The sequence below is a fragment of the Gammaproteobacteria bacterium genome (genome assembly GCA_016195665.1).
Taxonomy (GTDB): domain Bacteria; phylum Pseudomonadota; class Gammaproteobacteria; order SURF-13; family SURF-13; genus JACPZD01.
The window spans coordinates 82,872-109,516 of record JACPZD010000028.1 but is presented as its reverse complement, the minus strand read 5'-3'; the positions used below and the strand labels follow the sequence as shown (position 1 = coordinate 109,516).

Genomic DNA, 26,645 nt, shown 5'->3' with positions numbered 1-26,645 from the left:
GCCGCACTACGCTATACATGCTCCACGGCGCTGCGGGCGAACAGATAGTCAAGCCAGAGATTGGTCAGATGTTCAGGCAGGCGATTTTGCGCGAGGCGTGCATCGAGGTTGTCGAGGTCTACCCAGTCGAGCGGCTGGTCTTGTCCCGCGCAGGAAAAGACCGCGCGCGTGCGTTTGCCGGTAGCGGGATCAATCTGCCATTGCAGACACTGCGCGCAGACGCCTTGCAGCATGCACTGCATGGGACTGCCGACTGAGCCTATCGCCCGCACATTGTTGCAAAAGTAGCTGCTCAACCGCCCTGTGCGGGCTTCCTGCACCATGCGCAACAAACGCTCGCTGCCGATGGCGAGAAGGCGGTCTATTTTATTGAGGGAGAAAGCGGACGCCTGTCCGGTTGGTTCCAACTCGCCGTCTGCGTAGTGTTTGACGATGTCTATGAAATCCCCCGTCATAGTACGATCTTGCGGTCTGCGCGGCGTGATGGGTGGGCCGCCCGCGGTGCACCATACCACCACATCGGCGGCCTCTTGTAACCGTTCCTGTAGATACAATTCGTCGGCGGTACGAAACCCGGCGAAATAGAGCACCTTATTTCCGGCGCGTCGCAGGGCGGGGCCTAAGGTAAGCATCACTGCTGCGCCGCGGCGTCCGCCTGCTACGAGAATAGTTTCGCCTTGAGGGATTTCAGTCGGTTTGCCGGTCGGCCCCATCAGCACGATGGGCTGCCCCACGCGCAGCGTCGCGCACAGCCGTGAACTGGCGCCGACTTCGAGCACCATGAGCGAGACGCAATCGGGATCGGTTTCGTGGGTGACGCCAGTAAGCGCCATCGTCTCGGTTTGCAGCCGGCTGCCTTCAATGACGGGGCTCAGGCTCTCAAAGTTTTGCAGGCGGAAGAATTGACCGGGGCGCAGATTGCGTGCGGCGAGCGGGGCGCGCACTTGAAGCTCAACCACGCTGGGGCTGTGCCGGTGCACACGTATGACGCGCGGCTGCAGCAGATCCCGCATCTGGGCATGGAACACGGGATGATCGTCAAGGCGTGCAGAGTCGGGCGGCAGTTTGGCCATGATGTGCGGATAACTGCGCAGGGCCGAGGCGATGGCCTTGACCACGCTGCCGTGGAATACCGGATGCGTGTCGCCGATGAAGCTGACGCGGTGGTCATTCTTGGCATATGAGGTAAACGGACCGAACACAGCCTCTTTGCAATGCGCTGTGTGTCCCACCTGATGCAGGCTGTGGTTTTGTTCCTGGTAAGGCTGAAAGTGATCGCCCTGCATGGCGAAGCTGCCGGGGTATTCACGTTCGTAAATGGTGTTGGGCGTGGCGCCGGCTGCGACAAAAATCGCGCGCGCAGGCAATGTCACTTCCTCATTCGTCGCTGTCCATTTGCCGTGCTCATCACGAACACGGCGGCGGCACACCAGCGCCTCGACGTGTTTGAAGCGATCCAGCACGGCGCGCACCGGCTCCAGGCCCTCGGCATAGAAGATGCCTTCTTCCAGCGCCTTGCTGATTTCTTCGTGATTGCGGATATAGGCGGGCGATTGATGCATCGTTTGGCGATAAGCTACCGTCACACCGCCCCACGTGCGCAACAGAGGTAAAAAATTCGGTGCTTCGGAAGCCGCCGCGGCGCGGGTGCGTTCCGTGCGCACGGCACGGCCGTGTTCGAGAAATTCTTCGAGTATCCCCGCCGACTCTTCGTCCAACTGGCTGCGGATGCGCGCCTCGCCAAAGGCCCGCGCCAGGGTTTCATAACGTGCCAGGGTTTTTTCGACCTGGGTGATGTAATAGACCTGCACCTCGGTCGCCGTATCAATGCCGGTGAGCCCGCCGCCGATGACCACCGCGGGCATACGCACCTGCAGATTGGTGAGGCTGGTACTCTTGGCTGCGCCAGTGAGTTGCAGGGCCATGAGAAAATCATTGGCCTGGCGCATGCCGCGCGCCAGAGAATTTTCCATCGGCGCCACCTTGGGGAGTCCCGCCCCCGTGGCGATGCTGACGTGGTCAAAACCAAGCCGCCAGGTGTCGTCGAGGGTGAGGGTCCCGCCCAGCCGCACGCCGCCAAACACCTGAAACAAGGGCCGACGCGACAGACTTAAATAAATGAGCTTCAGAAAATTTTTGTCCCAGCGCACGGTGATGCCGTATTCCGCCACCCCGCCGAAACCGGTCATGATGCGCGTGTCGAGCGATTCCTCCAGGGTCGAATAATCGCGCACCGGTTTTTGCACCAGCCCCTGCGGCAGCGGCTCGATCTTGAGGCCGTCAATGCCGACCACCGCGCAGCCTTCCATAGTAAGATGGTGGGCGAGGGTGAAGCCGGCCGGACCCATCCCAGCAATCATCACCTTGCGGCCGTTGTAAGGTTTGGCCAGGTACTGTTGCCGGCGCAACGGGTTCCAGCGCGTCAGCAAATCATAAATCTCCACGCCCCAGGGAAGTTCCAGGACGTCGGTGAGGCAGCGCGTCTCGATCTGCGGGATGTCCACCGGGTCCTGCTTTTGATAGATGCAGCCCTTCATGCAGTCGTTGCAGATGCGGTGGCCGGTGGCGGGCACCATGGGGTTGTCCACCATCGCCATAGCGAGCGCCGCGATGGTGTGGCCATCCCGTTTCAAGGTGTGCATCTCGGAGATCTTTTCTTCCAGGGGACAGCCGGTGAGCGCCACGCCGAGCGGATTGATCTTTAAGCCGCGCTCCGGTTCTGCTTTCTTCTCCGGGAAACCCTTGGAACAAAAATCGCCGTCGTGATCGTGGCAGTAGATGCAGTAATTGACTTGATCCTGCACCGCGCGCGCGGACATGCGCGAATCGGTGAGCTTGAAGCCGTCACGCTTATGCCGCTGATCGGGTGGGCCTTCCAATCGTGGCAAGGGATCGTTCAGAGTTTTTTGAATGCGCACCAGGTGGGGGTAATCGAGCGGCTGCGGAAATTTGAAACTTACCCAGCCGCTTACCGCTGCACGACCGTCTTCATCATTGATGGCGCGGATGCACCAGCGGGTCAGTTTTTCAATGACTTCCGCATTGGTTTCAGGGTCTTTGAGCCACTGCTCGGCGAGACTTGCCACGGCGCGTTCCCGATCCATCCCATTAAATGGAGAACTTGCCAGCGCCGAGCCAAGCCAGCTATCCAGCTCGGTAAAAGTCTCCGGCGGATCTTCCTTCAAGCGCCGCCGCGCGCGACGCTGTACAAATAATTTCTTGAAAGCAGATACGACATTGTGCGAGAGCGTGCGTGCCTGGGAGGTCTCGAGTTCCTGTTCGATATCGAACAGTTCGGCGATGAAATCTTCCAAATAGGGCGCACAGGCGAGTAGCAGTTCACTCTGCTCTAAGGGAGTCAATGACGTAGAGGGGGCGCGATAACTCAGCAGCCCAGCGTGCAAAGCCGTGTCATCCGCAGCAAGCCGGTTTAGAAACAGCTCATCAAGGCGGCGCAAGCCATGGATCCGGAACAGATCGGCAAAACCGAGGCCGTCAAAGGGAATATTAGGGGCAGCGGACACGTTCGATACTCTGCTTAGGCATCTTGCTACAGAGTAGCACGAACGGAGCTTATTTCGGAAAAACTACTTACTTGATCCTACTTTTCCGTCATTAGTTGTCTTGATAATGATGATGGGGGTTCGCTTCGCTCTGCCCATCCTACGGGCTGGAGCCGCCGTTAGTTTTACCCCGAGAGCGTGCATAATTTTCAGCACCGTGTCGTAGCGCGGTTTGGCGCCGGGCGTGAGCGCCTTGTAGAGGCTTTCGCGCCCCAGTCCGGTGTCCTTCGCCAGTTGCGTCATGCCATGTGCACGGGCAACGTCTCGCACTGCGACCAGAAACAAGTCCGGGTTCGGATCTTCCAGTGCAACGGTAAGATATTCCGCGATGGTTTCTTCGTCTGTCAAATAATCCGCTGCGTCAAAATGTGCAAATTTCGTCATGGTATTTTCTCCCGCTTCAACGTTCGCGCCATTTCCAGGGCGCGCTTGATGTCGCGCTTCCGGCCGGACTTGTCGCCGCCCAGCAAGAGCAGATAGATCACTTTTCCGCGCCGCATGTAATAAAGCCGGTAGCCTGGCCCGACATGAATACGCATTTCCGACACTCCTTCACCAACCGGCTCACAGTCGCCGAAGTTACCAGCCTCGGCAGCGCGAATGCGATGGATGATTCTGGCGCGTCCGACCTTGTCTTTAAGTGCCGCAAGCCAAGCGTCGAATTCCTCGGAGCGCAGATAAAGTGTACATGCCTCACAGTGTATTCGATTGGATACAAAAGTTCAAGGCGGGAATCGCAAGCGGTATGGAGTGTATTTGAGTAGGCGGGTTAGCGAAGCCTATGTATATCCGTCGCGGCATCCGGCGCAATACGCTGCGCTATTGTGCCCTCCCGGGCTGGAGTGCCTTGTGGGGCTCACTGCCAGTAACTTTTACCACGCATTAGATGCTCCTCAGTGCCTTGGCTCCAACGGACGACAAGTTCCGCTCTCTTCGCTGTAATAGAGATTGCTGTAAATGCCAGTGACATGCTGCACTTGAGGTCTGTCCGCAGAAGCGGCTGCGGCGAAGAGCGCGAGCAAAACAATGCATGCAGTGCGGCTTAGCATCTGTGAGCCTGACTAGAAATAGCCGCCATAAATGGCGTGATGAATTGCCTTAACCATTATGCCTTCCCCTGCAACTGCAACAGTATCGCCTCATTTTCCAGTGTTGAAGTATCCTGCGTGATGGCCTCACCTGCGGCGATAGAGCGCAGCAGACGCCTCATGATTTTGCCGGAGCGGGTCTTGGGGAGGTTGTCGGCGTAGCGGATGTCGTCCGGGCGGGCGATGGGGCCGATCTGTTCGGTGACCCAGGCGCGCAATTCTTTGGTGAGTGTTGCGTCCACGCCGCCTGCGGGGCGTGAGCCGCGCAATACTACGTAGGCAAATACCGCTTCGCCTTTAATCTCGTCAGGTTTGCCTACGACGGCGGCTTCGGCGACGCGCGGGTGTGCGACGAGGGCGGATTCGATTTCCATGGTGCCGAGGCGGTGGCCGGAGACTTTCAGCACGTCGTCGGCGCGGCCCATGATCCAGAAGTAGCCGTCTTCGTCGCGGTGTGCGGTGTCGCCCGCGACGTAGTATTTGTTGTTGAATTTTTTCCAATAGGTGTCCAAGTAACGCTGTTCGTCGCCCCAGATGGTGCGCAGCATGAACGGCCAGGGCTTTTTGATGACCAGATATCCGCCTTGATTGGGCTTGGTAATGCTGTGACCTTCTTCGTCCACAATGTCCGCCGCGATGCCTGGGAGCGGCAGGGTGCAGGAGCCGGGTTTGGTGGTCACCGCGCCGGGGATGGGTGAAATGAGATGCGCGCCGGTCTCCGTCTGCCACCAGGTGTCCACGATGGGGCAGCGTTCGTGTCCGATGTGGGTGTGATACCACATCCAAGCCTCGGGGTTGATGGGTTCGCCGACGGTGCCGAGCAAACGCAATTTGGATAAATCGTATTTGGCGGGAATCTCATCGCCCAGTTTCATCAGGCCACGTATCGCCGTAGGCGCGGTGTAAAAAATCGTAACACCGTGGCGCTGGCAGATGTCCCAGAAGCGCCCGCCGTCGGGGATGGTGGGCGCGCCTTCGTACATGATCATTGTCGCGCCGGTCGCAAGCGGGCCGTAAGTGACATAACTGTGGCCTGTCACCCAGCCGACATCCGCGGCGCACCAGAAGATGTCATCGTCGCGGATGTCGAACACCCACTGCATGGTGACGATGGTGCCGAGCAAATAACCGGCACTGGAATGTTGGATGCCTTTTGGTTTTCCTGTAGAGCCGGAGGTGTAAAGTAAAAATAACGGGTGCTCGCTCTCCACCCACACCGGATCGCACTGATCGGGAACATTTTTTACTGCATCGTGCCACCACACATCGCGCCCGCTTTGCATGGGAATGGTTTGACCGCTGCGCTTTAATACAATGACGGACTCAATAGTCGGGCAGCCTTTGCCGAGCGCCTGATCTGCGGCGAGTTTTAACTCAATGATCTTGCCGCCGCGCGTGCCACCGTCGGCGGTGATGAGCATTTTGGCCCCGGCGTCTTCAATGCGGTCTTTCAAGGATTGCGCCGAAAATCCGCCGAATACCACGGAGTGAATCGCGCCGATACGTGCGCATGCCTGCATGGCGACGACGACCTCCGGCACCATGGGCATGTAGATCACCACCCGGTCGCCTTTTTTAATGCCTTTGGCCTTGAGCGCATTGGCAAAATGACACACCTCACGGTAAAGTTCGGCGTAGCTAAGGCGGCGGACGTCGCCCTGTTCGCCTTCGAAAATAATGGCGGTTTTTTGAGCTTTGTCTTTGAGGTTTCTATCGAGGCAGTTGTAGGAGACGTTTAACAACCCGTCATCAAACCAGCGAAAGTGGGGCGCCTTACTATTATCCAGAACATGCGTAAAGGGTTTTTGCCAGTTGATTTCCCGGAGCGCAAGACGTGCCCAGAATTTCTCATGATCCCCTTCGGCCTCACGGCGCAGGGTCTCCAATTCTTGCCGGTTTTTGATGCGCGCCTTGGCGGCAAACTCCGCAGCAGGTTCAAAAAGGCGTTTTTCGTGTAAGGTAGATTCGATGTTTCGAGTGGTCATGTTTTTTATGCGGCGTCCACATACTCAACCCGGCTGGTGGGCTCGGGAATGGCTAGACCGTCTTCGCGCATTCCGCGCAAATGGAGATCAATAGCCTCGCGAATTTGATCTTCAACTTCTTCCATGGTCTTCCCGGTTGCCACGCAGCCCGGCAAATCGGGGACATAAGCGGCATAGTTGTTCTCCGCTTTCTCAATTACTATGGCATAACGCATTTTAACCCTCCTGTTTCTTTAAACCTGCTTGACGCAGGATGCTATTTAATGTGCCGGGTGGCAGATCATCGCCTGGTTTACCCGGAACGGTTACGCGACCCAATTTCGTAGGATGTTTGAATTGGCGATGGCTGCCCTCAGTGACAGCTAAATACCAACCATACTCGTTAAGCCGTTTGAGTGCATCACGCACCTTCATCCCGGCGACTATCCTACTAAAGCGGTCCCATACCCACAATGTGATAACCGCTGTCTACATACACCACCTCGCCGGTGATGCCGGAGGCGAGATCGGAGCACAAAAATGCGGCGGCATTGCCGACTTCTTCGATGGTCACGTTACGCCGTAGCGGTGCGTTTTTCTCCATGTGATCGAGAATTCTGTTAAAGCCGCTGATGCCGCTTGCGGCCAGGGTTTTGATCGGCCCTGCCGAGACGGCGTTGACGCGGGTACCCTCGGGTCCCAGGCTGTCGGCCATATAGCATACATTGGCCTCCAGGCTCGCCTTGGCGAGGCCCATCACGTTGTAATTGGGGATGACGCGCTCGGCGCCCAGATAGCTCAAGGTCAGCAGCGACCCGTTACGGCCCTGCATCAGTTTGCGGCCGGCCTTGGCGAGCGCGGTGAAGCTGTAGGAGCTTATATCGTGCGCGACACGGAATCCCTCGCGGGTGACGGCGTCTATATAGGGGCCTTCCAGCTCGCTGCGGAAGGTATAGGCGGCTGAATGAACGATGCTGTCGAGATGTGACCAGTGCTCGCTTAGCCGCTCGAATGTCCGGGCGATTTCGGCATCGTCGCTCAATTCGCAGGGCAGGGTGATGGTGGAGCCTAACTCGGCCGCCATCTTCTCGACTCGCTCCTGCAATTTTTCATTTTGATAGGTAAGGGCCAGTTCGGCCCCTTCCCGGCGCATGGCCTGGGCGATGCCCCAGGCAATGGAGCGGGTGCTGGCGAGCCCCACGATAAGGGCGCGTTTACCGTTGAGAAATCCCATGGATTTATCCTTTTCTTATATCAAGGCTATTATATAGTGTAGGGTGTTCCTGGGCGACTTGCCACCCGCAACTTCATGCTAAAGGATTGCGCTTCGCTCACGCTTCCGACAAGATGATAGGAATGAATCTCACCGCCCGCCCGCTCCGAAGCCTGTTTTTCGCCGTGATCTCGGCGTCACTCGTTGCTTGCACCGGGCAGGCCTGGAATAATCCTTACCCCGCTCACGAGGAGGGCAAGAATATCCTCTATTCCTCCTTCACCGAGCGTCCCAAACACCTCGATCCTGCGCGATCCTATGTCGAAAACGAATTTGCCTTGATCGCGCAGATCTATGAACCGCCGTTGCAATATCATTATCTAAAACGCCCCTACACACTCATCCCGCTCGCCGCCCAAGAGATGCCGCATGCAGTGTATCTCGACGCGGAGGGCAAGGTTTTACCGGAAACCGCTGAGACCAAGGATATCGCCTTCAGCATTTACGACATCCGCATCAAGCCCGGCATACGCTATGAACCCCACCCGGCCTTCGCCCGTGACGAGACCGGGAATTATCGTTATCACCGATTGACTTCCTCCGAGCTTGCCGGAATTGATACGCTCCGGGACTTTAAATACCGCGACAGCCGTGAGCTGGTCGCCGATGACTACGTGTATCAGATCAAGCGCCTCGCACACCCCGGCATACACTCGCCTATTTTTGGTTTGATGAGCGAATATATCGTGGGGCTTAAAGAATATGGCGAGATGTTAAACAATGCAGCGAAGGAACAGGGCGATCAGAGCTATCTCGATCTCACCCGTTATCCCTTGGAAGGCGTTACGGCGCTCGATCGTTACACCTATCGCATCAAGGTGCGCGGCAAATACCCGCAACTTTTGTATTGGCTGGCGATGCCTTTTTTTGCGCCTGTCCCGCCGGAGGCGGATCGTTTTTATTCACAACCCGGGCTCATTGAAAAGAACATCACGCTAGACTGGTATCCCGTCGGCACCGGTGCTTACCGTCTCACGGTGAATGATCCCAATCGCCAGTTGGTGTTGGAACGCAATCCCAATTTTCACGGTGAAACGTATCCCGGCGAAGGCGAACCCGAAGACAGAGAGCGTGGCCTGCTCGCTGATGCCGGCAAGCCGTTGCCGTTTATTGACAAGGCGGTATACAGTCTGGAAAAAGAGAGTATTCCGTATTGGAACAAATTTCTACAAGGCTATTACGACGCCTCAGGCATCAGTTCCGACAGCTTCGATCAGGCGGTGCGCATCTCGACGGGCGGTGATGTGGCGGTGACGGAGGGGATGCAGGGAAAGGGTATTCGCCTGCTTACCAGTATCGGCACGGATCTCTCTTACATGGGCTTCAACATGCTCGACCCGGTGGTGGGTGGCCTGAGCGAACGCGCGCGCAAACTACGCCAGGCGATCTCTATCGCGGTGGATTATGAAGAGTTCATCTCCATCTTTCTCAACGGGCGCGGCATTCCGGCGCAAGGGCCCATCCCGCCCGGCATCTTCGGCTATGTAGAAGGCGAGACGGGTGTTAATCCTTATGTCTATGATTGGGTGAACGGCCGGCCGCAGCGCAAATCGCTCGAAGAGGCGCGCCGCCTGCTGGCCGAGGCGGGCTATCCGAACGGGCGAGATGCGCAGACGGGCAAGCCGCTATTGCTGCATTTTGATACCGCGCTGCGAGGCCCCGATGACAAGGCCTATCTCGACTGGTTGCGCAAGCAGTTTCAGAAACTGGATTTGCAATTGGATATCCGCAATACCGATTTCAACCGCTTTCAGGAAAAGATGCTGAAGGGCAACGCGCAGATCTGGCAGTGGGGCTGGAACGCGGATTATCCCGATCCCGAAAACTTTATGTTTCTGCTCTACGGCCCCAATGCCAAAGTGGGCAAGAACGGTGAAAACGCGGCGAACTACGACAACCCGGAGTTCAACAAATTATTTGAACAGATGAAAAACATGGACAATGGCCCGGAGCGTCAGGCGATCATCAACAAGATGATGGAGATCGCGCGCAAGGATGCGCCGCTGTTGTGGGGATTGCATCGCAAGAAATTCGGTCTGTACCACGCCTGGTATGAAAACGCCAAGCCCAACGAGATGGCCAACAACGAGTTGAAATATATACGCATTGACGCCGGACTGCGCAGCAAGCAGCGCGCAGAGTGGAACAAGCCTATCTTGACGCCGCTATTTGGCATCGTGGTGATCTTGTTTATCAGCATCTTCCCCGCCATGCTGAGTTATCTGTGCCGGGCACGACGCACCAATGCCGCGAGCGCAGGGATGCGCAGGAGCGGCCGCAGGGAACGCAGCCCCGCATTATGATCGCCTATATCATCCGCCGCGTGCTGTATGCCATCCCGATACTGATCGGCGTCAATCTCATCACCTTTGTTTTATTTTTCGTCGTCAACAGTCCGGATGACATGGCCCGTATGCACCTTGGCGTAAAGCGCGTCACACAGGAGGCGATAGAAAAGTGGAAGGCCGAGCGCGGTTACGACAAGCCGCTCATGGTTAACGAACAGGCGGCCGGTATGGGAAAAGTCACCGACACCATCTTTTTTGAAAAGTCTCTGGCCCTGCTCGCCTTTGAATTCGGGCGCGCCGATGACGGCCGCAGCATCGGCCGCGAGATCAGCGCCCGCATGTGGCCGAGCCTCGCCATTGCAGTACCCACGTTGATTATAGGCATTGGGGTGCAGATCAGCTTTGCCCTGCTGCTGGCTTTTTTTCGCGGATCCTATATTGATCTCTGGGGCGTGGTGATTTGCATCATCATGATGTCCATCTCAGGGTTGTTTTATATCATCGGCGGGCAATACCTCATCAGCAAGCTGTGGCGCCTGGCGCCGATCTCCGGCTATGACATGGGTATTAATGCCTTCAAGTTTATCGTGCTGCCGGTGATCATCGGAGTGATCGGCGGAATGGGCGCAGGCATACGTCTCTATCGCACCCTGTTTCTGGAAGAGCTGGGCAAAGACTATGTGCGCACCGCACGCGCCAAGGGCCTCTCCGAGGTGCGCGTGCTGTTCACCCATGTATTGAAAAACGCCATGATCCCCATCCTCACCGGTGTGGTCGTGATCTTGCCCATCCTGTTCCTGGGCAGCCTGATCCTGGAATCTTTTTTCGGTATTCCCGGTTTGGGCAGTTACACCATAGATGCGATTCAGGCCCAGGACTTCGCCGTCGTGCGCGCCATGGTCTTTCTGGGCTCGGTGCTCTACATTATCGGTCTGTTGCTCACCGATATTTCTTATACCTTGGTAGACCCGCGCGTGAGGCTGAACTGAGGTGCTCCTGATGTCTTTTCAGCCTGTCATCCTCTGGACCGACGCTCTGATCTATCTATTGTTCGGTGTGGTAATCGCTTTCATCATCGTTGCGCGGCGCAAGGAGCATCTGCGCGCGCCCTGGCGTGAGGTTGTGCGCAGTAAAATGGCAATGGCCTGTTTGGTGGTTCTGCTGGCCTATCTCACGGTGGGTCTGCTCGATTCGTTCCATTTTCGTCTTGCCCTTCCCACGTCCGGGGGAAGCAATGGGCGTGTGGACTATTCCTCCGAGGTGTTGAGTGTGTTTGACCTGCTCGCTACGCCGCTTCGTACTCGCACCGAAAAAACCTACTCCGCTCCCTTCGCCGCACATTTATATGCAAAGGAAACGATCACACGTCCGGACGGTACGCAAGTGCGAGAGTTTCCACGTCTGCAATTTGGCGGCTCTCACTTGAAAGATCCCGCTGCGGAGCGAGGCATGGACATCGTTAGCCGCTCCCTGAAGGCGGCTGTATGGGGAGGGATTGGTTGGTTGTTGGTCAGCCTGCTATGGATTATGGTGCTGGCGTGGCGCGCCAAAGCTTCTTTCAGTCTCATGCTCAACAACGTGGCGCGCGGTCAAACCCATGTCCCCTGGCGCGTGATTCTGCTCACACTCGGTGCGATTATTTTATTTGCCATTTGGTCAGCCGCGTTGAGCATCCATTACCACATCTTCGGCACCGACAAGGTCGGGCAGGACGTGTTCTATGCGACCCTGAAGAGCATGCGCACCGGACTTGTGATAGGCACGCTTACTACTCTGGTCACGCTTCCGTTTGCCATGCTGGGCGTGCTGGCGGGTTATTTCCGCGGCTGGGTGGATGACGTGGTGCAATATATATATACCACCCTCAACTCCATCCCCGACGTGCTGCTGATCGCCGCGGCGATACTCATGTTGCAGGTGTATATGGCCAACCATCCCGATCAATTCGAGACCGTGGCCCTGCGCGCCGACGTGCGGCTGTTATTTCTGTGCATTATCCTGGGCATCACCAATTGGACGGGGCTGGCGCGTCTGCTGCGCGGCGAGACGCTGAAACTGCGCGAGATGGATTATGTTCAGGCTGCAATCGCCCTGGGTGTCAGCCACGGCACCGTCATCTGGCGTCATCTCATCCCCAACGTCATGCACATCGTTTTGATTACCATGGTGCTGAGTTTCAGCGGTTTGGTGTTGGCCGAGGCGGTGCTGTCTTACGTAGGCGTAGGCGTAGATCCCTCCATGATAAGTTGGGGCAATATGATCAACAGCGCGCGCATGGAGATGGCGCGTGAACCCATGGTGTGGTGGTCATTGCTGGCGGCCTTTGTGTTCATGTTTATCCTGGTGCTTGCCGCCAATCTGTTTTCCGACAAGGTGCGCGACGCCTTTGACCCGCGCTTGAGAAAGCTATGACTGCGTTACTCAGCATAAACAATCTAATCACCTGGTTTGAAACCGGTCAGGGCCAACTGCGCGCCGTGGATGGCGTCAGTTTCGACATCGCCGCCGGCGAAGTCTTCGCTCTGCTCGGCGAATCAGGCAGCGGAAAGTCGCTCACCGCGCTCTCCATCATGCGCTTGCTGCCCTCGACCGCGCGCAGCAGTGGCCAGATCTTGTTACATAATCAGGATCTCTTGCGCCTCCCGGAGGTCAAGATGCGCGAGGTCCGCGGCGGACGCATCGCCATGATTTTTCAGGAACCGATGACCAGTCTCAATCCGGTGCTCACCGTGGGCACACAGATCGGCGAAGCACTCAAGGTGCACCGGAGGCTTAAGGAAAGGCGCGCCGAACAGCGCGCCATCGAACTGCTGGACGCCGTCGGTATCGCCGAGCCCCAGCGGCGCATCCACGATTATCCCCATCAACTCTCCGGGGGCATGAAACAGCGCGTGATGATTGCCATCGCTTTGGCAGGCGAGCCTGAATTACTGATTGCCGATGAACCGACAACGGCGCTCGATGTCACCATCCAGGCACAGATTCTGGAGCTGTTGCGCAAGCTGCAAAAAGATATGGGCATGACCGTCCTGCTCATCACCCATGATCTCGGCGTGGTGTCAGCGATGGCCGATCGCGTGGCGGTCATGTATGCGGGTCAGATCGTCGAGCTGGCCTCCCGCGCACAATTCTTTGCCGAGCCGCAACATCCTTACACGAAGAAATTGTTTGATTCGCTGCCCGGTTTCAACAAACGCGGGCAACGCCTCACAGCCATGAAGGGATCGGTGCCCTCGCTTGCCGAGCGCCCTACGGGCTGCCGGTTTACCCCCCGCTGCGATTTTGCCTGGCAGACATGCCGGGACATCATCCCGCGCTGGACGGGTGTCGCTCCCGGCGTCCTGCCTCCTGCGACACTAGTACTTCCATGTACGTCGTCGGCCGAGCATGGAGTACTCTGTCATCTCTACGACCCCGCCTACAGCGCCGCGCGGCCTGCTGATGTGGGATCTAAGATGGCAGCGGATTTTGCGGTATTACCTCATCCCGAAGCAGCCGTTCCTATGTCACACGAGGCCGGCGCGGAGCAGGCCTTGCTGGAGATCCGCGATCTCAAGGTCTATTTCCCCATCCGCAAGGGCCTCTTGCAGCGTGTGGCGGGTTACGTGCGCGCCGTGGATGGCGTTTCGCTCACGATAAAACCCGCCCAGACCCTCGCCCTGGTGGGCGAATCGGGTTCCGGCAAGACCACCGTGGGCAAGGGTATCCTGCAACTGGCGCCGCCTACCGGAGGCAGTGTGCGGTTTGCCGGACTCGATCTGCGCGCCTTGCGCGGCGAGGCCTTGCGCCGGCAACGCGCGAATTTTCAAATCATCTTCCAGGATCCCTATTCCTCGCTTAACCCGCGCATGATGGTGAGCGATATTCTGAAAGAGGGCATGCAGGCGCTTAAGGTAGGCACGGCCGGGGAACACGAACGGCGCGTGGACGAACTGTTGGAGCAGGTGGGGTTGCAAGCCGAACTCAAATACCGCTATCCGCACGAATTCTCGGGCGGGCAGCGCCAGCGCATCTGCATTGCGCGAGCGCTCGCCGTGAATCCCAAACTCATCATCTGCGATGAACCGACCAGCGCGCTGGATGTCTCGGTGCAGGCGCAGATCCTGAACCTGCTGAAGACCTTGCAAGAACGGCTCGGTATCGCCTATCTGTTCATCACGCACAATATCGCGGTGGTGGAATACCTCGCCCACGAGGTCGCGGTGATGTATCACGGCAAGATCGTGGAGCACGGCCCGACCGAGACTGTGTTGCGCCATTCCAGCCACCCCTACACCAAAACCCTGCTCGACGCAGTGCCTAGGATTGAAGGGGTGAGGTGAGCAGGGGGTTAAAGGAAGCTTGATTTACCGCCGAGGACGCAGAGAAAAATGATAGCTGAGTGGCATTTGTATTTCTATCGCTGAACTTGCAAGATTTTGAGTTTTAACTTGCTGTATCCTCAGCGTCCTCTGCGGTGAAATCATTTGTCCCTAGCTCGGTCTGCTGCTATTAGCGCAATCCCTCTCTACCCATGCTGGCATTCGCCACGCTGCCGCTATCGGGGTAGACGGTAAGGCTATGCCCAGGCATCAGGTATTTGAATTCGACCTTATCCGCGTTCCATGCGCGGAGCTGGGCGGTGGTGATCTTGAAGTGCTTGGCGATGCGCTCCCACGAGTCACCCTCACGGACTGTGTACTGGACGAGGGGCTTGGAAGATTGAGTGGAGGATGAGGCTATGACGAGAGATTTGGAAGGGGGAGATTGCGTGGCGGTTCCACCGGGATCTTTTCCTTCGGCTTTGCTCAGGACAGACTTTTTGTCCTTGATTCCGGGCCTGCCCGGCACGGCGAGGCGTTTGTCCACGCTGAGGGCGGCGAGCTTGGCGGCGAAGGCCGCCACCTTGTCTACCGGCAGCAGCAGTTGATGGGGGCCGTGGGGGGCGGTGGCCCCGCGCAGGAAACCGGGGTTAAGCTGACGCATTTCCTTTTGGGAAATGTCCGCCATCTTGGCGGCCAAGGTGAGATTGATCGGAGAATCCAGATCCACGCTCGCCACATAGGGGGCGTTGGGGATCGGATTCAAGGTCATGTTAAACTCGTCGGGTGCGGCGACCAGCGCCGCTATCCCCAGCAGTCTCGGAATATAGGCCTTGGTTTCCTTGGGTAAATCGAGCGACCAAAAGTCGGTGGACTTGCGGGCACGCAGGTTTTTCTTGACGGCGCGCTGCACCGCGCCCTCGCCCGCGTTGTAGGCCGCCAGGGTGAGCAGCCAGTCGCCCTCAAAGTCGATGTTTAGTTTTTGCAGATAATCCAGGGCGGCGTTGGTGGAGGCGATAACATCGCGCCGTCCGTCGTACCAGAAGGTTTGTTTGAGACCGAAGTTTCTGCCGGTGGAGGGGATAAACTGCCACATCCCCGCCGCACCCTGGTCGGATTGGGCCAGAGGCTGATAGGCGCTTTCAATCAGGGGCAAGAGCGCGATCTCGGTGGGCATCTGGCGCTTCTCGATCTCCTCGAGCACAAAGTAAACGTAAGGCTCCGCTCGCGTCAGGGTCTCGCCAAGCCTTTCCTGGTCATCGGCAAAATCCCGGGCCTCGCGCTGCGCCCGCTGCTCATGACGCCCCGGGAGTGCAAAGCCTGTCCGCATCCTGTCCCAAATCGTAGGGTCGGTTCGGCCCAAGACGGCACGCTCGGTTGAAGCCTGTACTGATTCTGTCGAAGGGCTCAGCCCAAAGCTCTCGCCCAACTTTTCCCAGAGGTTGGTAGGGGAGATCGTCACCGAATAGCGCTCAGCAGCCATACCATCCGAAGACTTGGCCGAAGAGTTGGCTGGGGGCGGCGGCGAGGAGGGGGGTTGATCGGCGCGTTGAGGGGTTTGCGCGCAGGCGAGTAGCCCCAGTGCCAGCAGGCTCATGCCCCCAAAAGCGCCCCCAAACTTGCTCAGTTCGTGGGTCAGAGTGGGTGTACTCATCCGCCCATGGTAAAAGCTAGGGACAGCCGGGTCAACCTTTATTGACCAGAAAAATACTAAATATGTTATATTTCAAATAGTTAAAAATTAAGACTTAATCTAATTCAAGATCTCTTTGTATATTTTTTACACAGTTGGTCCGTTTAGGGCTTGCCTATCCAAGGGCCTGCTCAACACGCCGAAGGCTACGCTACCGCAAGTTTGGCTGTCAGATCCTACCCCTTCATAGAGCAGGTTGCTATCGCGTATCATGAAGCATATATGAAACCGGCAATGCAGTGTGATCCCCAACTTTTTAGGCAACGGCAGCAAGCTTGGTATGGCCTCAATCTGGGGCGGACTCTGCTTGAGACGGAAGTTACACGGCTTAACGGGATACTCTCCAATCTGTTCGGGTACCACCTTTTACAGGTCGGCCAGATCGGCGACGCCGATCTCCTGGCCGGCAGCAGGATTACCCATCGCATGGTGTTGGGGGTGGATGTGGAAACCAGGGGCCGGATGTGCCTGTACGCCAGAGCCGACGCCCTGCCGCTGGCCTCCGACAGTGTAGATGTCATCGTGCTGCCCCATACTCTGGAATTTGAGGCCGATCCCCATCAGGTGTTACGCGAGGCCGAGCGGGTGCTTATCCCCGAAGGACACGTGGTGATAATGGGTTTTAATCCCTGGAGCCTGTGGGGTCTGTGGCGTTTATTCCTGCGGCGAGGTTCTTATCCCCCCTGGTGCGGAAACTTCCGCGGGCTTACCCGCATCAAAGATTGGCTGGCATTGCTCGGCTTCGATAATATCGAGGAGCAGGGATACTTTTTCCGCCCCCCCTTGCAGAATGTCCGCGTTATGCAGAAACTGAGCTTCATGGAAAACGTGGGCGCGCGTTGGTGGCCGGGCTTGGCGGGGTGCTATGTCCTGCTGGCCAGGAAACGGGTCGCCACGCTGACCCCGATCAAGCCAAGCTGGCGGCGTTCACGGCTGGTTAATACAGGGGTCGTGGAGCCTACCGCCAGTCATATGAAACATGACTGATCGGGTGGAGATCTTCAGCGACGGCGCCTGCCGCGGCAACCCCGGGCCGGGCGGCTGGGGCGCCTTGTTGCGCTACAAGGGCCATGAGAAGCAGTTATCGGGCGGTGAGGCCCACACCACCAACAACCGCATGGAGATGATGGCCGCCATCCAGGCGCTGGAATCGTTGCGCCGCCCCTGCAAGGTGCGCGTCACGACCGATTCCCAATACCTGCACAAAGGAATCACGGAATGGCTGGCGGGATGGAAGCGGCGCGGTTGGAAGACCTCAGACAAAAAACCGGTCAAGAACGCCGACCTGTGGGAACGCCTGGATCGGGCCCTGGAGGCCCACGAGGTGGAGTGGCACTGGGTGCGGGGACACTCTGGTCATCCGGAAAACGAACGCGCGGACCAGCTGGCTACGCAGGCGATAGACAAACTAAGAACGTATCCATAAATAATTTACCGCAGAGGACGCAGAGGAATACCCTCAAGAAGGGTTTGTTTCTCCTCTCCGCCCTCCGTGGTGAAGCTTTTTCACCGCAAGAACTATTTGTGGATATGATGTGAGGGATCTCTGATTTATTCAGAGTTTCCCAAACTTAAGGAGCAAAACAGTAATGCGACAAATTGTGCTGGACACCGAAACTACCGGTCTGGACCCCGAGAAGGGGCACAGGATCATCGAGATCGGCTGCGTCGAACTGGTCAATCGCCGCCCCACCGGTAACCGCTATCATCAATACCTGCACCCCGAGCGTCCCATAGATCCCGGCGCCATGGAGGTGCACGGCCTGACCGACGAGTTTCTCGCCGACAAGCCGCGCTTTCGCGACGTCGCGGAGGAGTTTCTGAATTTTGTCCGCGATGCGGAATTGATTATCCATAACGCTGCATTTGATGTCGGATTCCTGAACCGCGAGTTATCGCTGCTGGGGGGAGACAGGGGGCCGATAGGCCGCTACTGTCCGGTCTTCTGTACCCTCACCTTGGGCCGTCAGCTTCATCCCGGCCAAAAAAACAGCCTCGATGCCCTGTGCAAGCGTTACGGGGTGGACAACTCGCAACGCACCCTGCACGGCGCGCTGCTCGATGCCGAAATCCTGGTTGATGTCTATTTGGCCATGACCGGCGGCCAGGCCAGCCTGTCACTGGATAGCGGCGCCTCGGACAGCACACAGGCCCAGCAGGCGTCCCGCCGCCTGCAGGCCGACCGCCCGCGCCTCAGTGTGCCGCTGGCGACAACTGATGAATCCGCTGCTCACTTGCAGCGTCTGGAAGCGATAGATAAGACGAGCGGCGGGCGCTGTGTATGGAAGCAGTTGTGACGTACAGGGACGTACTAATGCCGGTCGCTCCCGGCATCCTGCCTCCCGCGACATTGGTAGAACCCTTCGCTGTCGCTCTTCCCTGTACGGCACGGCAGGCAGGATGCCGGGAGCGGCCAGGGCGCCCCGGAATCGTAACAGACCAAAACGTGAAAATGTCTTGTGTTATCGAGACGCTAGGCTTGCTTAAAAGCCTGAAGGCTGACATGTCCTTAAAGGTGGAATAATGCGGGCGATCGTGTTTTTAGTCCTGTTCCTGCCGGTGCTGGCCTGGCCGCAAACCCTCGCCTATGTCTCCCAAGACCAGGGCGTAGACCTGCTGGGCGCCGCCAGCGCCAATGCCGAACCTCTGCGCAGATTGATGAAAAGCGCGGTCGTGGAGGTGTTGGATAATGAGTCGCCCGGCTTTTTGCGGGTGCGCAGCGCCGACGGAGTGGAGGGCTGGGTACCGGCCCCCTTGCTGGCAAGCTCAATCACCACCGCCGGGATGATAGGCATACCGGTTGCGCCACTGGGTAATACGGATGCACTTGCCTCAGGCCCGTCAGAGTTAACCGCGGTGAAGATCTCCGCTCAGAGCGTGGCCACACTATCCACTGTTCCGGCGCAGGTTGACCGGCTTGCTATGATGGAGAGTGAACTCAAAGTGCTGCGCGATACGAACGAAGAACTGAAAGTTCATCGCGACCAACAGTGGTTCTTGGCGGGGGCCGGCACCCTTCTGTTAGGCTTGGTCATCGGTCTCATCATTCCCAAGATGCAGTGGCGGAGAAAATCCTGGCATACCTTCTAGTCCTTCCCGCTGGCAACCCCCTGCTTTTAGGTTAAAATCCCAGTTCTAACTCAAGCTGGAGTCATTCCATGGCGGATAACCGCAGAAGCAAAATTGTCACCCAAGGGGTGCAACGTTCACCCAACCGCGCCATGCTGCGCGCCGTAGGGTTTGGCGACATGGATTTCGACAAGCCCATCGTCGGCGTGGCCAACGCGCACAGCACCATCACGCCGTGCAACATGGGCATCGGCGCCTTGGCGGCGCGCGCCGAAACTGCGTTGAAAAAGATGGGCGCGATGCCGCAGATGTTCGGCACCATTACCATCTCGGATGGCATCTCCATGGGCACCGAAGGGATGAAATATTCGCTTGTGTCGCGCGAGGTGATTGCCGACTCCATCGAAACCGTGTGCAACGGTCAGAGCATGGATGGCGTGATTGCCATCGGCGGCTGCGACAAAAACATGCCCGGCGCGATGATTGCGATGGCCCGTATGAACATCCCCGCGATCTTCGTGTACGGTGGCACCATCAAGCCCGGCCACTATAAAGGCCGTGATCTCACCATCGTGAGCGCCTTCGAGGCGGTGGGCCAGTACAGCGCGCACAAGATTGATGAAGCGGAATTGCTCGGAGTGGAACGTAACGCCTGTCCCGGCGCGGGTTCGTGCGGCGGCATGTACACCGCGAATACCATGTCCTCGGCCTTCGAGGCGATGGGGATGAGCCTGATGTATTCCTCCACGATGGCCGCCGAAGACGAGGAAAAGGCGGAAAGCGCCGCGCAATCCGCCGCCGTGCTGGTGGACGCCATCAAAAAGCAAATTCTGCCGCGCCGGATACTCACGCGCAAGGCGTTCGAAAACGCCATCGCCGTCAACATGGCGGTGGGCGGTTCCACCAACGCCGTGTTGCATCTGCTCGCCATCGCACACGCCGCGCAAGTCCCGCTAGTCATTGACGACTTCGAGGCGATGCGCGCGCGCGTGCCGGTGTTGTGCGACCTCAAACCTTCCGGCCGTTATGTCGCCACGGATTTACACAGAGCCGGTGCGATCCCACAGGTGATGAAGATACTGCTCGCGCATGGTGTTCTCCATGGCGATGCACTCACCATTACCGGTCAGACCATCGCCGAGGTGCTCGAGGACATTCCGGAAGAGCCGCGCAAGGATCAGGATGTCATTCGTCCCTGGGACAACCCCATCTATCCGCAGGGTCATCTTGCGATTCTGAAGGGCAATCTTGCGGAGGAAGGCGCCGTCGCCAAGATCACCGGTGTGAAGAAGCCGGTGATGACCGGTCCGGCGCGCGTGTTCGAATCGGAAGAATCCTGCATGGAGGCGATCCTCGCGCAAAAGATCAAACCCGGCGACGTGATCGTGATCCGTTATGAAGGCCCCAAGGGCGGTCCCGGCATGCGCGAGATGTTGTCACCGACCTCGGCCATCATCGGCGAGGGTCTGGGCGACTCCGTCGGCCTCATCACCGACGGCCGCTTCTCGGGCGGCACCTACGGCATGGTGGTCGGCCACGTCGCGCCGGAGGCCGCGGTGGGGGGTAACATCGCCTTGGTGCAGGAGGGCGACTCCATCACCATTGATGCCAGCGCACGCCTGCTGCAACTCGATGTGCCCGACGCCGAACTTGCGCGCCGCCGCGCGGCATGGAAGCCGCCTGCGCCACGCTACGCGCGCGGCGTGCTGGCGAAATACGCCAAACAGGTGTCGAGCAGCAGCGTGGGTGCGGTGACGGATGGATCGCCGGTAGCTTGACCGCCACATTAAAATACATTAAAGGAAGTTGAAATGACCCAGATAACAGCCAAGCTCCCGCCCGATATGTCCAAATCACTGGACTCCGCCGCGCGCCGCCTCAAGCGCAGCCGCGCCGATGTGATACGTCAGGCTATTGAGTATTATCTAGATGATGTGGAAGACCTGGAGCGTGCCATGGATAGGTTGCGCGATCCGGCCGATCCGGTATTGGACTGGGAAAAGGTGAGGCGTGAGTTGGTCGCTAAAGATTAAGGAACCTCTGATTAAGTCAGAGGTTCCTGCGGTGCAGGGATGCACCGCCATTTTTCAAACACGCAAGTGTTTGAAATGAAGAAAAGCACCATAATAATCTTATGGCCACGTTTTTGCTTTTTGCCGGGCAGGACGCCCCAATGCCGCGGGCGCAGGGATGCGCAGGAGCGGCCGTGCTCTGAGAAGTCCGGGACGGACTTATTCAGAGCTTCCTTAAGCAAAGCGCGGCCAAGGCGCTCGCCAAAATCCCCAAGCCGACCGTTTGCGATTGATTGAGGCGATAGATAAGTTAAAAACACACCCTGCCGCCGGGAGCGTACTGAAAGGCGAATTCTACGGTTTACGACGCGTGCGTGTGGGCGACTATCGCATCGTTTATGAATTGCGCAACGCAGAGCTGGTGATACTGGTCATGCGTGTCGCGCATCGTAGAGAAGTGTATCGGTAAGGTTTGATGTTTGGAGGCGCGGGCACTTAAATTGGCCAAACAAGACTGAAACTCGCGGTATAATAGACGCTTTACCAAGGTCCTGTTATGCCGGAAAAAAATAACAACGCCGCGTTTGTAAACTGGTTCCGCCACTCCGCCCCTTATATCAAGGCGCATAGCGGCCGCACGTTTGTCATCACGTTCGGTGGCGAGATGGTGGCGGATGCGCGCTTTCCCCATTTCATCCAGGATATTGCGCTGCTCAACACGTTGGGCGTGCGGCTGGTGCTGGTGCACGGCGCCCGCCCGCAGATTGAAGAGATTTTGCGCGAGCGCGGCGTTAAAACGCGCCATCACAATGGCCTGCGCGTGACCGGCAGCGAGGCGCTCGCCTGCGTAAAACAGGCAGCGGGCGCGCTGCGCGTGGAGATTGAGGCCCTGCTCTCCATGGGCGTGGCTAACTCCCCCATGGCGGGCGCGCGCATCCGCGCCTCCTCCGGCAATTATATTATTGCGCACCCGCTCGGGGTGCGCGACGGCGTGGATTTCGAGCACACGGGCGAGGTGCGGCGCGTGGACGCGCAGGCCTTGCAAAAGGCGCTGGACGACAATGCCGTGGTGCTGCTCTCGCCGCTCGGCTATTCGCCCACCGGGGAAGTGTTTAACCTGAGCGCGGAGGATGTCGCTACCGCTGTGGCGGTGGAGCTTCGCGCGGACAAACTGCTGTGCTTGACCGAGGGCCCCGGCCTGGCGGATGAGAAAAAGCAGTTATTGCGGCAATTGACGCTCAGCGAAGCGCAAAGGGTGCTGTTCAGCAAACGTGCGCTGGATGCCAACGTGAAGAGCCACCTCGCCTGCGCCGTGCGGGCCTGTCAAAACGGCGTACGGCGCGCGCATCTCATCAGCCGCCGTACCGACGGCGCGCTGCTGCTGGAATTGTTCACCCGCGACGGCGTCGGCACGCTCATCGCGGGCGATGTGTATGAAGACATGCGCGCCGCGACGATTGATGATGTCGCTGGCATTCTGGAACTGATTGCGCCCCTGGAAGAGGATGGCGTATTGGTGCGCCGTTCGCGGGAGCGCCTGGAAACCGAGATCGGCCACTTCACGGTCATGGAACGCGATGGCATGGTCATAGGCTGCGCGGCGCTCTATCCATATCCAAAAGAAGGGGTCGGGGAGTTGGCCGCCCTGGCCGTGCACCCCGACTATCGGGATGCCGGGCGCGGCGAGGCGTTGCTGGGGGAGATTGAGCGCAGGGCTAAGCAGGGCAAGATCAAACGATTGTTTGTGCTCACCACTCACACCCCGCACTGGTTTCAGGAGCGCGCTTTTAAGGCAGGGAGTATCAAAGACCTGCCGGTCGCGCGGCAAGCCTTGTACAACTATCAGCGCAACTCCAAGGTTTTTATTAAGGAAGCTCTGAAAAATATATCGCCAACCGCCAAGGCGCCAAGGTCACCAAGAAAAAAGGCTTGAATTGTAGGGAAAAAATCATGGCGCCCTTGGCGTCTTGGCGGTTCAGCATGAATAAATCAGGGATTCCTTAAAAAGCTGGGCTGAACTGCCTTAATTCGCGCCTGAGTCTGATTGCTTGTTCAGCAGATCGCGGAGGTAATTGCCGGGGATGGCGTAAGTGATGCCGCTCGGTTGGCTCAGTGCCGCTTCCTTGGTGCCCTTCACGAACACCATATTGATGATCCCGTAGACAGTGCCGGTTTCGGGATCATAAAGCGGGCTGCCGCTATTGCCAGGATAAGCGGTCGCGTCGAGCTGAAATACGATGTAAGCCGAGTCGCGCAGGCGTTTGATCATCTTTTCGTCCAGGCGTTTGGTGCTAAGCCCGGGCTGCACGATGGGCGTTAACGCCGAGACGATTCCGCGGTGCGTCACCGGATAGAGGCCGAGCACCATGCCGATGGGGAATCCGGTAAAGGCCACGGTTTGGCCCTCCCGGATCGTGTCGGAGTCGCCGAGTTGCAGGGCAGGCAAGGGTTCCCCGCTGATCTTGAGCAGGGCAAGGTCATGCTCCGGGTCTACAGCTACCCGCTGGGCCTCGCGTGCCTGCCCCTCCTTGCCTTGCCCGACCATGACGATGAACGACTCCTTCTTGTCTGTTTCCAGCACGGCCTGGACGACATGGGCGTTGGTGACGACGTGCCGCCCGTCTCCCACCACAAAACCCGTCCCCAGAAAGTTGATCGGTGGACTGCGGGTCTGCTCAAAGGTACCCACACCGACGATAGCGGGCTTGACCTTTTCGATCACCTTGATGAGCTCCACGGCATAGAGTGGCGGCGCCAGGAGCGTAAGCATCAGCGGCAACAAAACCGCTGTGTAACCGAAAATTCTTGAGTGGCGTAACAGATTTTTATCGTCCATTGATTTTCCCCGGTAACGCTATAGTTACTGACTATCCTATCCTTAAATGAGGGAAGCGGTGATGACCTGCGTAAAATTTATTTAAGGGAGTTCGCCAGGCGTTCCCTCATCTGTTCGTGAGGGTTGGCTCAAAATTTGCTAAGATTACTCGCTATAAATTCAGATAACCCATTATATCTAAGGCAGGAAGTATTATGAGTGTGGTTGCGGTCGTCGGCCTGGGCTATGTCGGGTTGCCGTTGGCGGTTGAGTTTGGCAAGAAACAAACCACCCTTGGATTCGATCTATCCGGCGGCAAGGTTGAAAGCTATAAGCGGTATATTGATCCGACCGGCGAGGTTTCCCCGGAAGATCTGCGCGCGGCGTGTCATCTCACCGTTACCACCGATCCTAAACAATTGGCGCAGGCCGACTACATCATTGTAGCGGTGCCTACCCCCGTTGACCTCGCCCATCAGCCCGATTTCGGCCCGCTGGCGGGCGCCAGCAAGAGCGTGGGGCAGAACATGAAGTCCGGCGCCATCGTGATTTATGAATCCACCGTTTACCCCGGCGCGACCGAGGAAGTCTGTATCCCCATCCTGGAGCAGCACTCCGGGATGAAATGGAAAAAAGACTTCCATGTTGGGTATTCGCCGGAGCGCATCAATCCCGGCGACAAAGAGCATACCCTCACCAGGATCCTCAAGATAGTCTCGGGCGATGATGCAGAGACCCTGGAGAAGGTCGCCGGGCTGTACGAAACCATTATTACCGCCGGGGTGCATCGCGCTTCCAGCATCAAGGTCGCCGAGGCCGCCAAGGTCATCGAGAATACCCAGCGCGATCTCAATATCGCGCTGATGAACGAGCTCGCGATCGTGTTCGACAAGATCGGCATAGACACGCTGGAGGTGTTGCAGGCCGCCGGCACCAAGTGGAATTTTCTCCCGTTCCGTCCCGGACTGGTGGGCGGGCACTGCATCAGCGTGGACCCTTATTACCTTACTCACAAGGCCGAGATGCTCGGTTACCAGCCGCAGGTGATCCTGGCCGGGCGCCGCATCAACGACGGGATGGGCAAGTTCATCGCCGAGCAAACCGTCAAACACATGATCCGCGCCGGTTCGCAGGTGAAAGGCGCCAAGATCAATGTGCTGGGCCTCACCTTCAAGGAAAACTGCCCGGACTTGCGCAACTCCAGGGTCATAGACGTGATCCGCGAACTGGAATCCTACGGCATTGACGTCCATGTGCACGACCCGGTGCCGAATACAGAAGAGGCGCAGCATGAGTATGGCATCGAACTGCGTAGATGGGAGGATTTGCCGCGCGCCCAGGCCATCGTCATGGCGGTGGCTCACCGCGAGTTTACCGGACGCCCCTTGCAGGACTACATCTCCAAACTCGACAACAACGGCTGCTTCATAGATGTGAAATCGCAGTTCGACAGGGCGGCGCTCAACCAGGCCGGACTCCATGTCTGGAGGCTCTAAAGCGATGTCAAAATATCAGGATGTGCAGCGCCATCTGCGTAAGCATCGTTATCACTGGCTGGTCACCGGAGCGGCGGGTTTCATCGGCTCCAATCTGGTGGAGGCGCTCCTCAAGCTTGATCAGCAGGTGACCGGCCTTGACAATTTCTCCGCCGGCTACCAGCGCAATCTCGATCAGGTGCGAGAGCTTGTTGCGCCGGAGGCATGGAGCAGGTTTGCTTTTAGGGAGGGCGACATTCGACGTTTGGAGGATTGCCGGAGCGCCTGCGCGGGCGTGGATTTCGTTCTGCATCAGGCGGCGTTGGGTTCCGTGCCGCGCTCGATTGAAGATCCGTTGCTCACCAACGAAAGCAACGTCACCGGTTTCGTCAACATGCTGGTGGCGGCCCGCGATGCACGCGTCAAACGTTTTATCTACGCTGCCTCCAGCTCCACGTATGGTGACGATCCAGGTCTTCCAAAGGTGGAAGAGGTGATTGGCAAACCGCTGTCGCCGTATGCGGTCACCAAGTACGTCAACGAGCTGTACGCCGAGGTGTTCGCCCGCTGTTACGGGCTCAATTGCATCGGCCTGCGCTACTTCAATATCTTCGGGCCGCGCCAAGACCCTAACGGCGCCTATGCCGCGGTGATACCGTGCTGGATCGCCGCCTTGATTACCGATGAACCGGTATATATCAACGGGGATGGGGAAACCAGCCGGGATTTTTGCTACATCGAAAACGTAAACCAGGCCAACCTGCTCGCCGCCCTCACCGACAACCCCGAGGCGCTCAATCAGGTGTATAACGTTGCGCTCAACGAACGTACCAGTCTCAACGAGTTATTTGAAATGCAGCGAGGGCTGCTACTAAAGACATTTCCACATTTGCGAAACCGCCAGCCGATTTATCAAGACTTTCGCGAGGGCGACGTGCGCCACTCCCAAGCCGATATCTCCAAAGCCGCGCGATTACTCGGCTATGCGCCGACTCACCGCATTGGAGAAGGTCTCCAGCAGGCAATGGACTGGTATGTTAAAAACCTCAGCCCGGCGTTGGCCGCTTTGTAGGGTAGTTGCCGCCTTCTGGAATAAATAACAGG

The 26,645-nt window shown here is 57.9% G+C and carries 23 protein-coding genes; 14 read left to right on the top strand and 9 right to left on the bottom strand.

The window, feature by feature from the left end; genetic code table 11:
• Positions 1-11: 11 nt before the first annotated feature.
• The 7 genes from HY028_08300 to HY028_08270 form a co-directional block, all read right to left on the bottom strand.
• Positions 12-3,524 carry an FAD-dependent oxidoreductase gene (locus HY028_08300; GenBank protein MBI3344837.1) on the bottom strand — a complete coding sequence of 1,171 codons (3,513 nt, stop codon included), beginning with the start codon at positions 3,522-3,524 and terminating at the stop codon, positions 12-14.
• Positions 3,525-3,587: 63 nt separating this feature from the next.
• A complete protein-coding gene (locus tag HY028_08295) occupies positions 3,588-3,947 on the bottom strand; it encodes a putative addiction module antidote protein (GenBank protein ID MBI3344836.1) in 360 nt (119 codons plus the stop codon).
• A complete protein-coding gene (locus tag HY028_08290; GenBank protein ID MBI3344835.1) occupies positions 3,944-4,267 on the bottom strand; it encodes a type II toxin-antitoxin system RelE/ParE family toxin in 324 nt (107 codons plus the stop codon). Before HY028_08290 ends, HY028_08295 begins: the two co-directional genes overlap by 4 nt.
• A gap of 401 nt (positions 4,268-4,668) precedes the next feature.
• Positions 4,669-6,636 (bottom strand): acetate--CoA ligase, encoded by a 1,968-nt coding sequence (gene acs / locus HY028_08285; GenBank protein MBI3344834.1) that lies wholly within the window; start codon positions 6,634-6,636, stop codon positions 4,669-4,671.
• Positions 6,637-6,641: 5 nt separating this feature from the next.
• Entirely contained in the window at positions 6,642-6,851 is a 210-nt protein-coding gene (locus tag HY028_08280) for a type II toxin-antitoxin system HicB family antitoxin (GenBank protein ID MBI3344833.1), read from the bottom strand.
• A gap of 1 nt (position 6,852) precedes the next feature.
• Positions 6,853-7,050 carry a type II toxin-antitoxin system HicA family toxin gene (locus HY028_08275; protein ID MBI3344832.1) on the bottom strand — a complete coding sequence of 66 codons (198 nt, stop codon included), beginning with the start codon at positions 7,048-7,050 and terminating at the stop codon, positions 6,853-6,855.
• Between the two features lie 16 nt (positions 7,051-7,066).
• Positions 7,067-7,849 carry an enoyl-ACP reductase gene (locus tag HY028_08270; GenBank protein MBI3344831.1) on the bottom strand — a complete coding sequence of 261 codons (783 nt, stop codon included), beginning with the start codon at positions 7,847-7,849 and terminating at the stop codon, positions 7,067-7,069.
• Between the two features lie 113 nt (positions 7,850-7,962).
• Between HY028_08270 and HY028_08265 the strand changes: the two genes are divergently transcribed.
• From HY028_08265 to HY028_08250, 4 genes are read left to right on the top strand one after another with little or no spacing between them, the layout of a single operon-like run.
• Positions 7,963-10,191: an ABC transporter substrate-binding protein gene (locus tag HY028_08265; GenBank protein ID MBI3344830.1), complete on the top strand. Its 2,229-nt coding sequence runs from the start codon at positions 7,963-7,965 to the stop codon at positions 10,189-10,191.
• Positions 10,188-11,165, top strand: a complete 978-nt coding sequence (locus tag HY028_08260) for an ABC transporter permease (GenBank protein ID MBI3344829.1) — start codon at positions 10,188-10,190, stop codon at positions 11,163-11,165. The genes HY028_08265 and HY028_08260 overlap by 4 nt, the downstream gene beginning before the upstream one ends.
• A gap of 10 nt (positions 11,166-11,175) precedes the next feature.
• Positions 11,176-12,588: an ABC transporter permease gene (locus tag HY028_08255; GenBank protein ID MBI3344828.1), complete on the top strand. Its 1,413-nt coding sequence runs from the start codon at positions 11,176-11,178 to the stop codon at positions 12,586-12,588.
• Positions 12,585-14,498, top strand: coding sequence for an ABC transporter ATP-binding protein (locus HY028_08250; protein ID MBI3344827.1), 1,914 nt, complete (start codon positions 12,585-12,587; stop codon positions 14,496-14,498). Before HY028_08255 ends, HY028_08250 begins: the two co-directional genes overlap by 4 nt.
• 169 nt (positions 14,499-14,667) lie before the next feature.
• On the opposite strand, the gene HY028_08245 is transcribed toward HY028_08250, so the two are convergent.
• Positions 14,668-16,131: a transglycosylase SLT domain-containing protein gene (locus HY028_08245; protein MBI3344826.1), complete on the bottom strand. Its 1,464-nt coding sequence runs from the start codon at positions 16,129-16,131 to the stop codon at positions 14,668-14,670.
• 273 nt (positions 16,132-16,404) lie between these two features.
• Here HY028_08245 and HY028_08240 point away from each other — a divergent pair, with 273 nt between their 5' ends.
• From HY028_08240 to argA, 8 genes are all read left to right on the top strand, one after another.
• Positions 16,405-17,157 carry a class I SAM-dependent methyltransferase gene (locus HY028_08240; GenBank protein ID MBI3344825.1) on the top strand — a complete coding sequence of 251 codons (753 nt, stop codon included), beginning with the start codon at positions 16,405-16,407 and terminating at the stop codon, positions 17,155-17,157.
• Positions 17,150-17,596 carry a ribonuclease HI gene (gene rnhA, locus HY028_08235; protein ID MBI3344824.1) on the top strand — a complete coding sequence of 149 codons (447 nt, stop codon included), beginning with the start codon at positions 17,150-17,152 and terminating at the stop codon, positions 17,594-17,596. The genes HY028_08240 and rnhA overlap by 8 nt, the downstream gene beginning before the upstream one ends.
• Positions 17,597-17,759: 163 nt before the next feature.
• Positions 17,760-18,467: a DNA polymerase III subunit epsilon gene (gene dnaQ, locus HY028_08230; protein ID MBI3344823.1), complete on the top strand. Its 708-nt coding sequence runs from the start codon at positions 17,760-17,762 to the stop codon at positions 18,465-18,467.
• 226 nt (positions 18,468-18,693) lie between these two features.
• Positions 18,694-19,260: an SH3 domain-containing protein gene (locus tag HY028_08225; GenBank protein MBI3344822.1), complete on the top strand. Its 567-nt coding sequence runs from the start codon at positions 18,694-18,696 to the stop codon at positions 19,258-19,260.
• A 68-nt stretch (positions 19,261-19,328) separates the two neighbouring features.
• Positions 19,329-21,017 carry a dihydroxy-acid dehydratase gene (ilvD, locus tag HY028_08220; protein MBI3344821.1) on the top strand — a complete coding sequence of 563 codons (1,689 nt, stop codon included), beginning with the start codon at positions 19,329-19,331 and terminating at the stop codon, positions 21,015-21,017.
• A 33-nt stretch (positions 21,018-21,050) separates the two neighbouring features.
• A complete protein-coding gene (locus HY028_08215; GenBank protein MBI3344820.1) occupies positions 21,051-21,272 on the top strand; it encodes a ribbon-helix-helix protein, CopG family in 222 nt (73 codons plus the stop codon).
• Between the two features lie 262 nt (positions 21,273-21,534).
• A complete protein-coding gene (locus HY028_08210; protein MBI3344819.1) occupies positions 21,535-21,720 on the top strand; it encodes a type II toxin-antitoxin system RelE/ParE family toxin in 186 nt (61 codons plus the stop codon).
• An 87-nt stretch (positions 21,721-21,807) separates the two neighbouring features.
• Positions 21,808-23,184: an amino-acid N-acetyltransferase gene (argA, locus tag HY028_08205; protein ID MBI3344818.1), complete on the top strand. Its 1,377-nt coding sequence runs from the start codon at positions 21,808-21,810 to the stop codon at positions 23,182-23,184.
• 90 nt (positions 23,185-23,274) lie between these two features.
• On the opposite strand, the gene HY028_08200 is transcribed toward argA, so the two are convergent.
• On the bottom strand, positions 23,275-24,087 hold the full coding sequence (locus HY028_08200; GenBank protein ID MBI3344817.1) for a trypsin-like peptidase domain-containing protein: 813 nt from the start codon (positions 24,085-24,087) through the stop codon (positions 23,275-23,277).
• A 194-nt stretch (positions 24,088-24,281) separates the two neighbouring features.
• On the opposite strand from HY028_08200, the gene HY028_08195 reads away from it, so the two are divergent.
• Both HY028_08195 and tviC read left to right on the top strand, forming a co-directional pair.
• Positions 24,282-25,562 (top strand): nucleotide sugar dehydrogenase, encoded by a 1,281-nt coding sequence (locus HY028_08195; protein ID MBI3344816.1) that lies wholly within the window; start codon positions 24,282-24,284, stop codon positions 25,560-25,562.
• A 4-nt stretch (positions 25,563-25,566) separates the two neighbouring features.
• Positions 25,567-26,613 (top strand): Vi polysaccharide biosynthesis UDP-N-acetylglucosaminuronic acid C-4 epimerase TviC, encoded by a 1,047-nt coding sequence (gene tviC / locus HY028_08190; protein ID MBI3344815.1) that lies wholly within the window; start codon positions 25,567-25,569, stop codon positions 26,611-26,613.
• Positions 26,614-26,645: the final 32 nt, after the last annotated feature.

Bases quoted from the DNA above. Each gene is read 5' to 3' on its own strand.
- rnhA (MBI3344824.1), top strand. From the start codon at position 17,150: ATGACTGATCGGGTGGAGATCTTCAGCGACGGCGCCTGCCGCGGCAAC.
- HY028_08260 (MBI3344829.1), top strand. From the start codon at position 10,188: ATGATCGCCTATATCATCCGCCGCGTGCTGTATGCCATCCCGATACTG.
- ilvD (MBI3344821.1), top strand. From the start codon at position 19,329: ATGGCGGATAACCGCAGAAGCAAAATTGTCACCCAAGGGGTGCAACGT.
- HY028_08295 (MBI3344836.1), bottom strand. From the start codon at position 3,947: ATGACGAAATTTGCACATTTTGACGCAGCGGATTATTTGACAGACGAA.
- HY028_08240 (MBI3344825.1), top strand. From the start codon at position 16,405: ATGCAGTGTGATCCCCAACTTTTTAGGCAACGGCAGCAAGCTTGGTAT.
- HY028_08270 (MBI3344831.1), bottom strand. From the start codon at position 7,849: ATGGGATTTCTCAACGGTAAACGCGCCCTTATCGTGGGGCTCGCCAGC.
- HY028_08255 (MBI3344828.1), top strand. From the start codon at position 11,176: ATGTCTTTTCAGCCTGTCATCCTCTGGACCGACGCTCTGATCTATCTA.
- HY028_08200 (MBI3344817.1), bottom strand. From the start codon at position 24,087: ATGGACGATAAAAATCTGTTACGCCACTCAAGAATTTTCGGTTACACA.
- HY028_08195 (MBI3344816.1), top strand. From the start codon at position 24,282: ATGAGTGTGGTTGCGGTCGTCGGCCTGGGCTATGTCGGGTTGCCGTTG.
- HY028_08250 (MBI3344827.1), top strand. From the start codon at position 12,585: ATGACTGCGTTACTCAGCATAAACAATCTAATCACCTGGTTTGAAACC.
- acs (MBI3344834.1), bottom strand. From the start codon at position 6,636: ATGACCACTCGAAACATCGAATCTACCTTACACGAAAAACGCCTTTTT.
- HY028_08265 (MBI3344830.1), top strand. From the start codon at position 7,963: ATGATAGGAATGAATCTCACCGCCCGCCCGCTCCGAAGCCTGTTTTTC.
- HY028_08245 (MBI3344826.1), bottom strand. From the start codon at position 16,131: ATGAGTACACCCACTCTGACCCACGAACTGAGCAAGTTTGGGGGCGCT.
- HY028_08215 (MBI3344820.1), top strand. From the start codon at position 21,051: ATGACCCAGATAACAGCCAAGCTCCCGCCCGATATGTCCAAATCACTG.
- tviC (MBI3344815.1), top strand. From the start codon at position 25,567: ATGTCAAAATATCAGGATGTGCAGCGCCATCTGCGTAAGCATCGTTAT.
- HY028_08275 (MBI3344832.1), bottom strand. From the start codon at position 7,050: ATGAAGGTGCGTGATGCACTCAAACGGCTTAACGAGTATGGTTGGTAT.
- argA (MBI3344818.1), top strand. From the start codon at position 21,808: ATGCCGGAAAAAAATAACAACGCCGCGTTTGTAAACTGGTTCCGCCAC.
- HY028_08280 (MBI3344833.1), bottom strand. From the start codon at position 6,851: ATGCGTTATGCCATAGTAATTGAGAAAGCGGAGAACAACTATGCCGCT.
- dnaQ (MBI3344823.1), top strand. From the start codon at position 17,760: ATGCGACAAATTGTGCTGGACACCGAAACTACCGGTCTGGACCCCGAG.
- HY028_08225 (MBI3344822.1), top strand. From the start codon at position 18,694: ATGCGGGCGATCGTGTTTTTAGTCCTGTTCCTGCCGGTGCTGGCCTGG.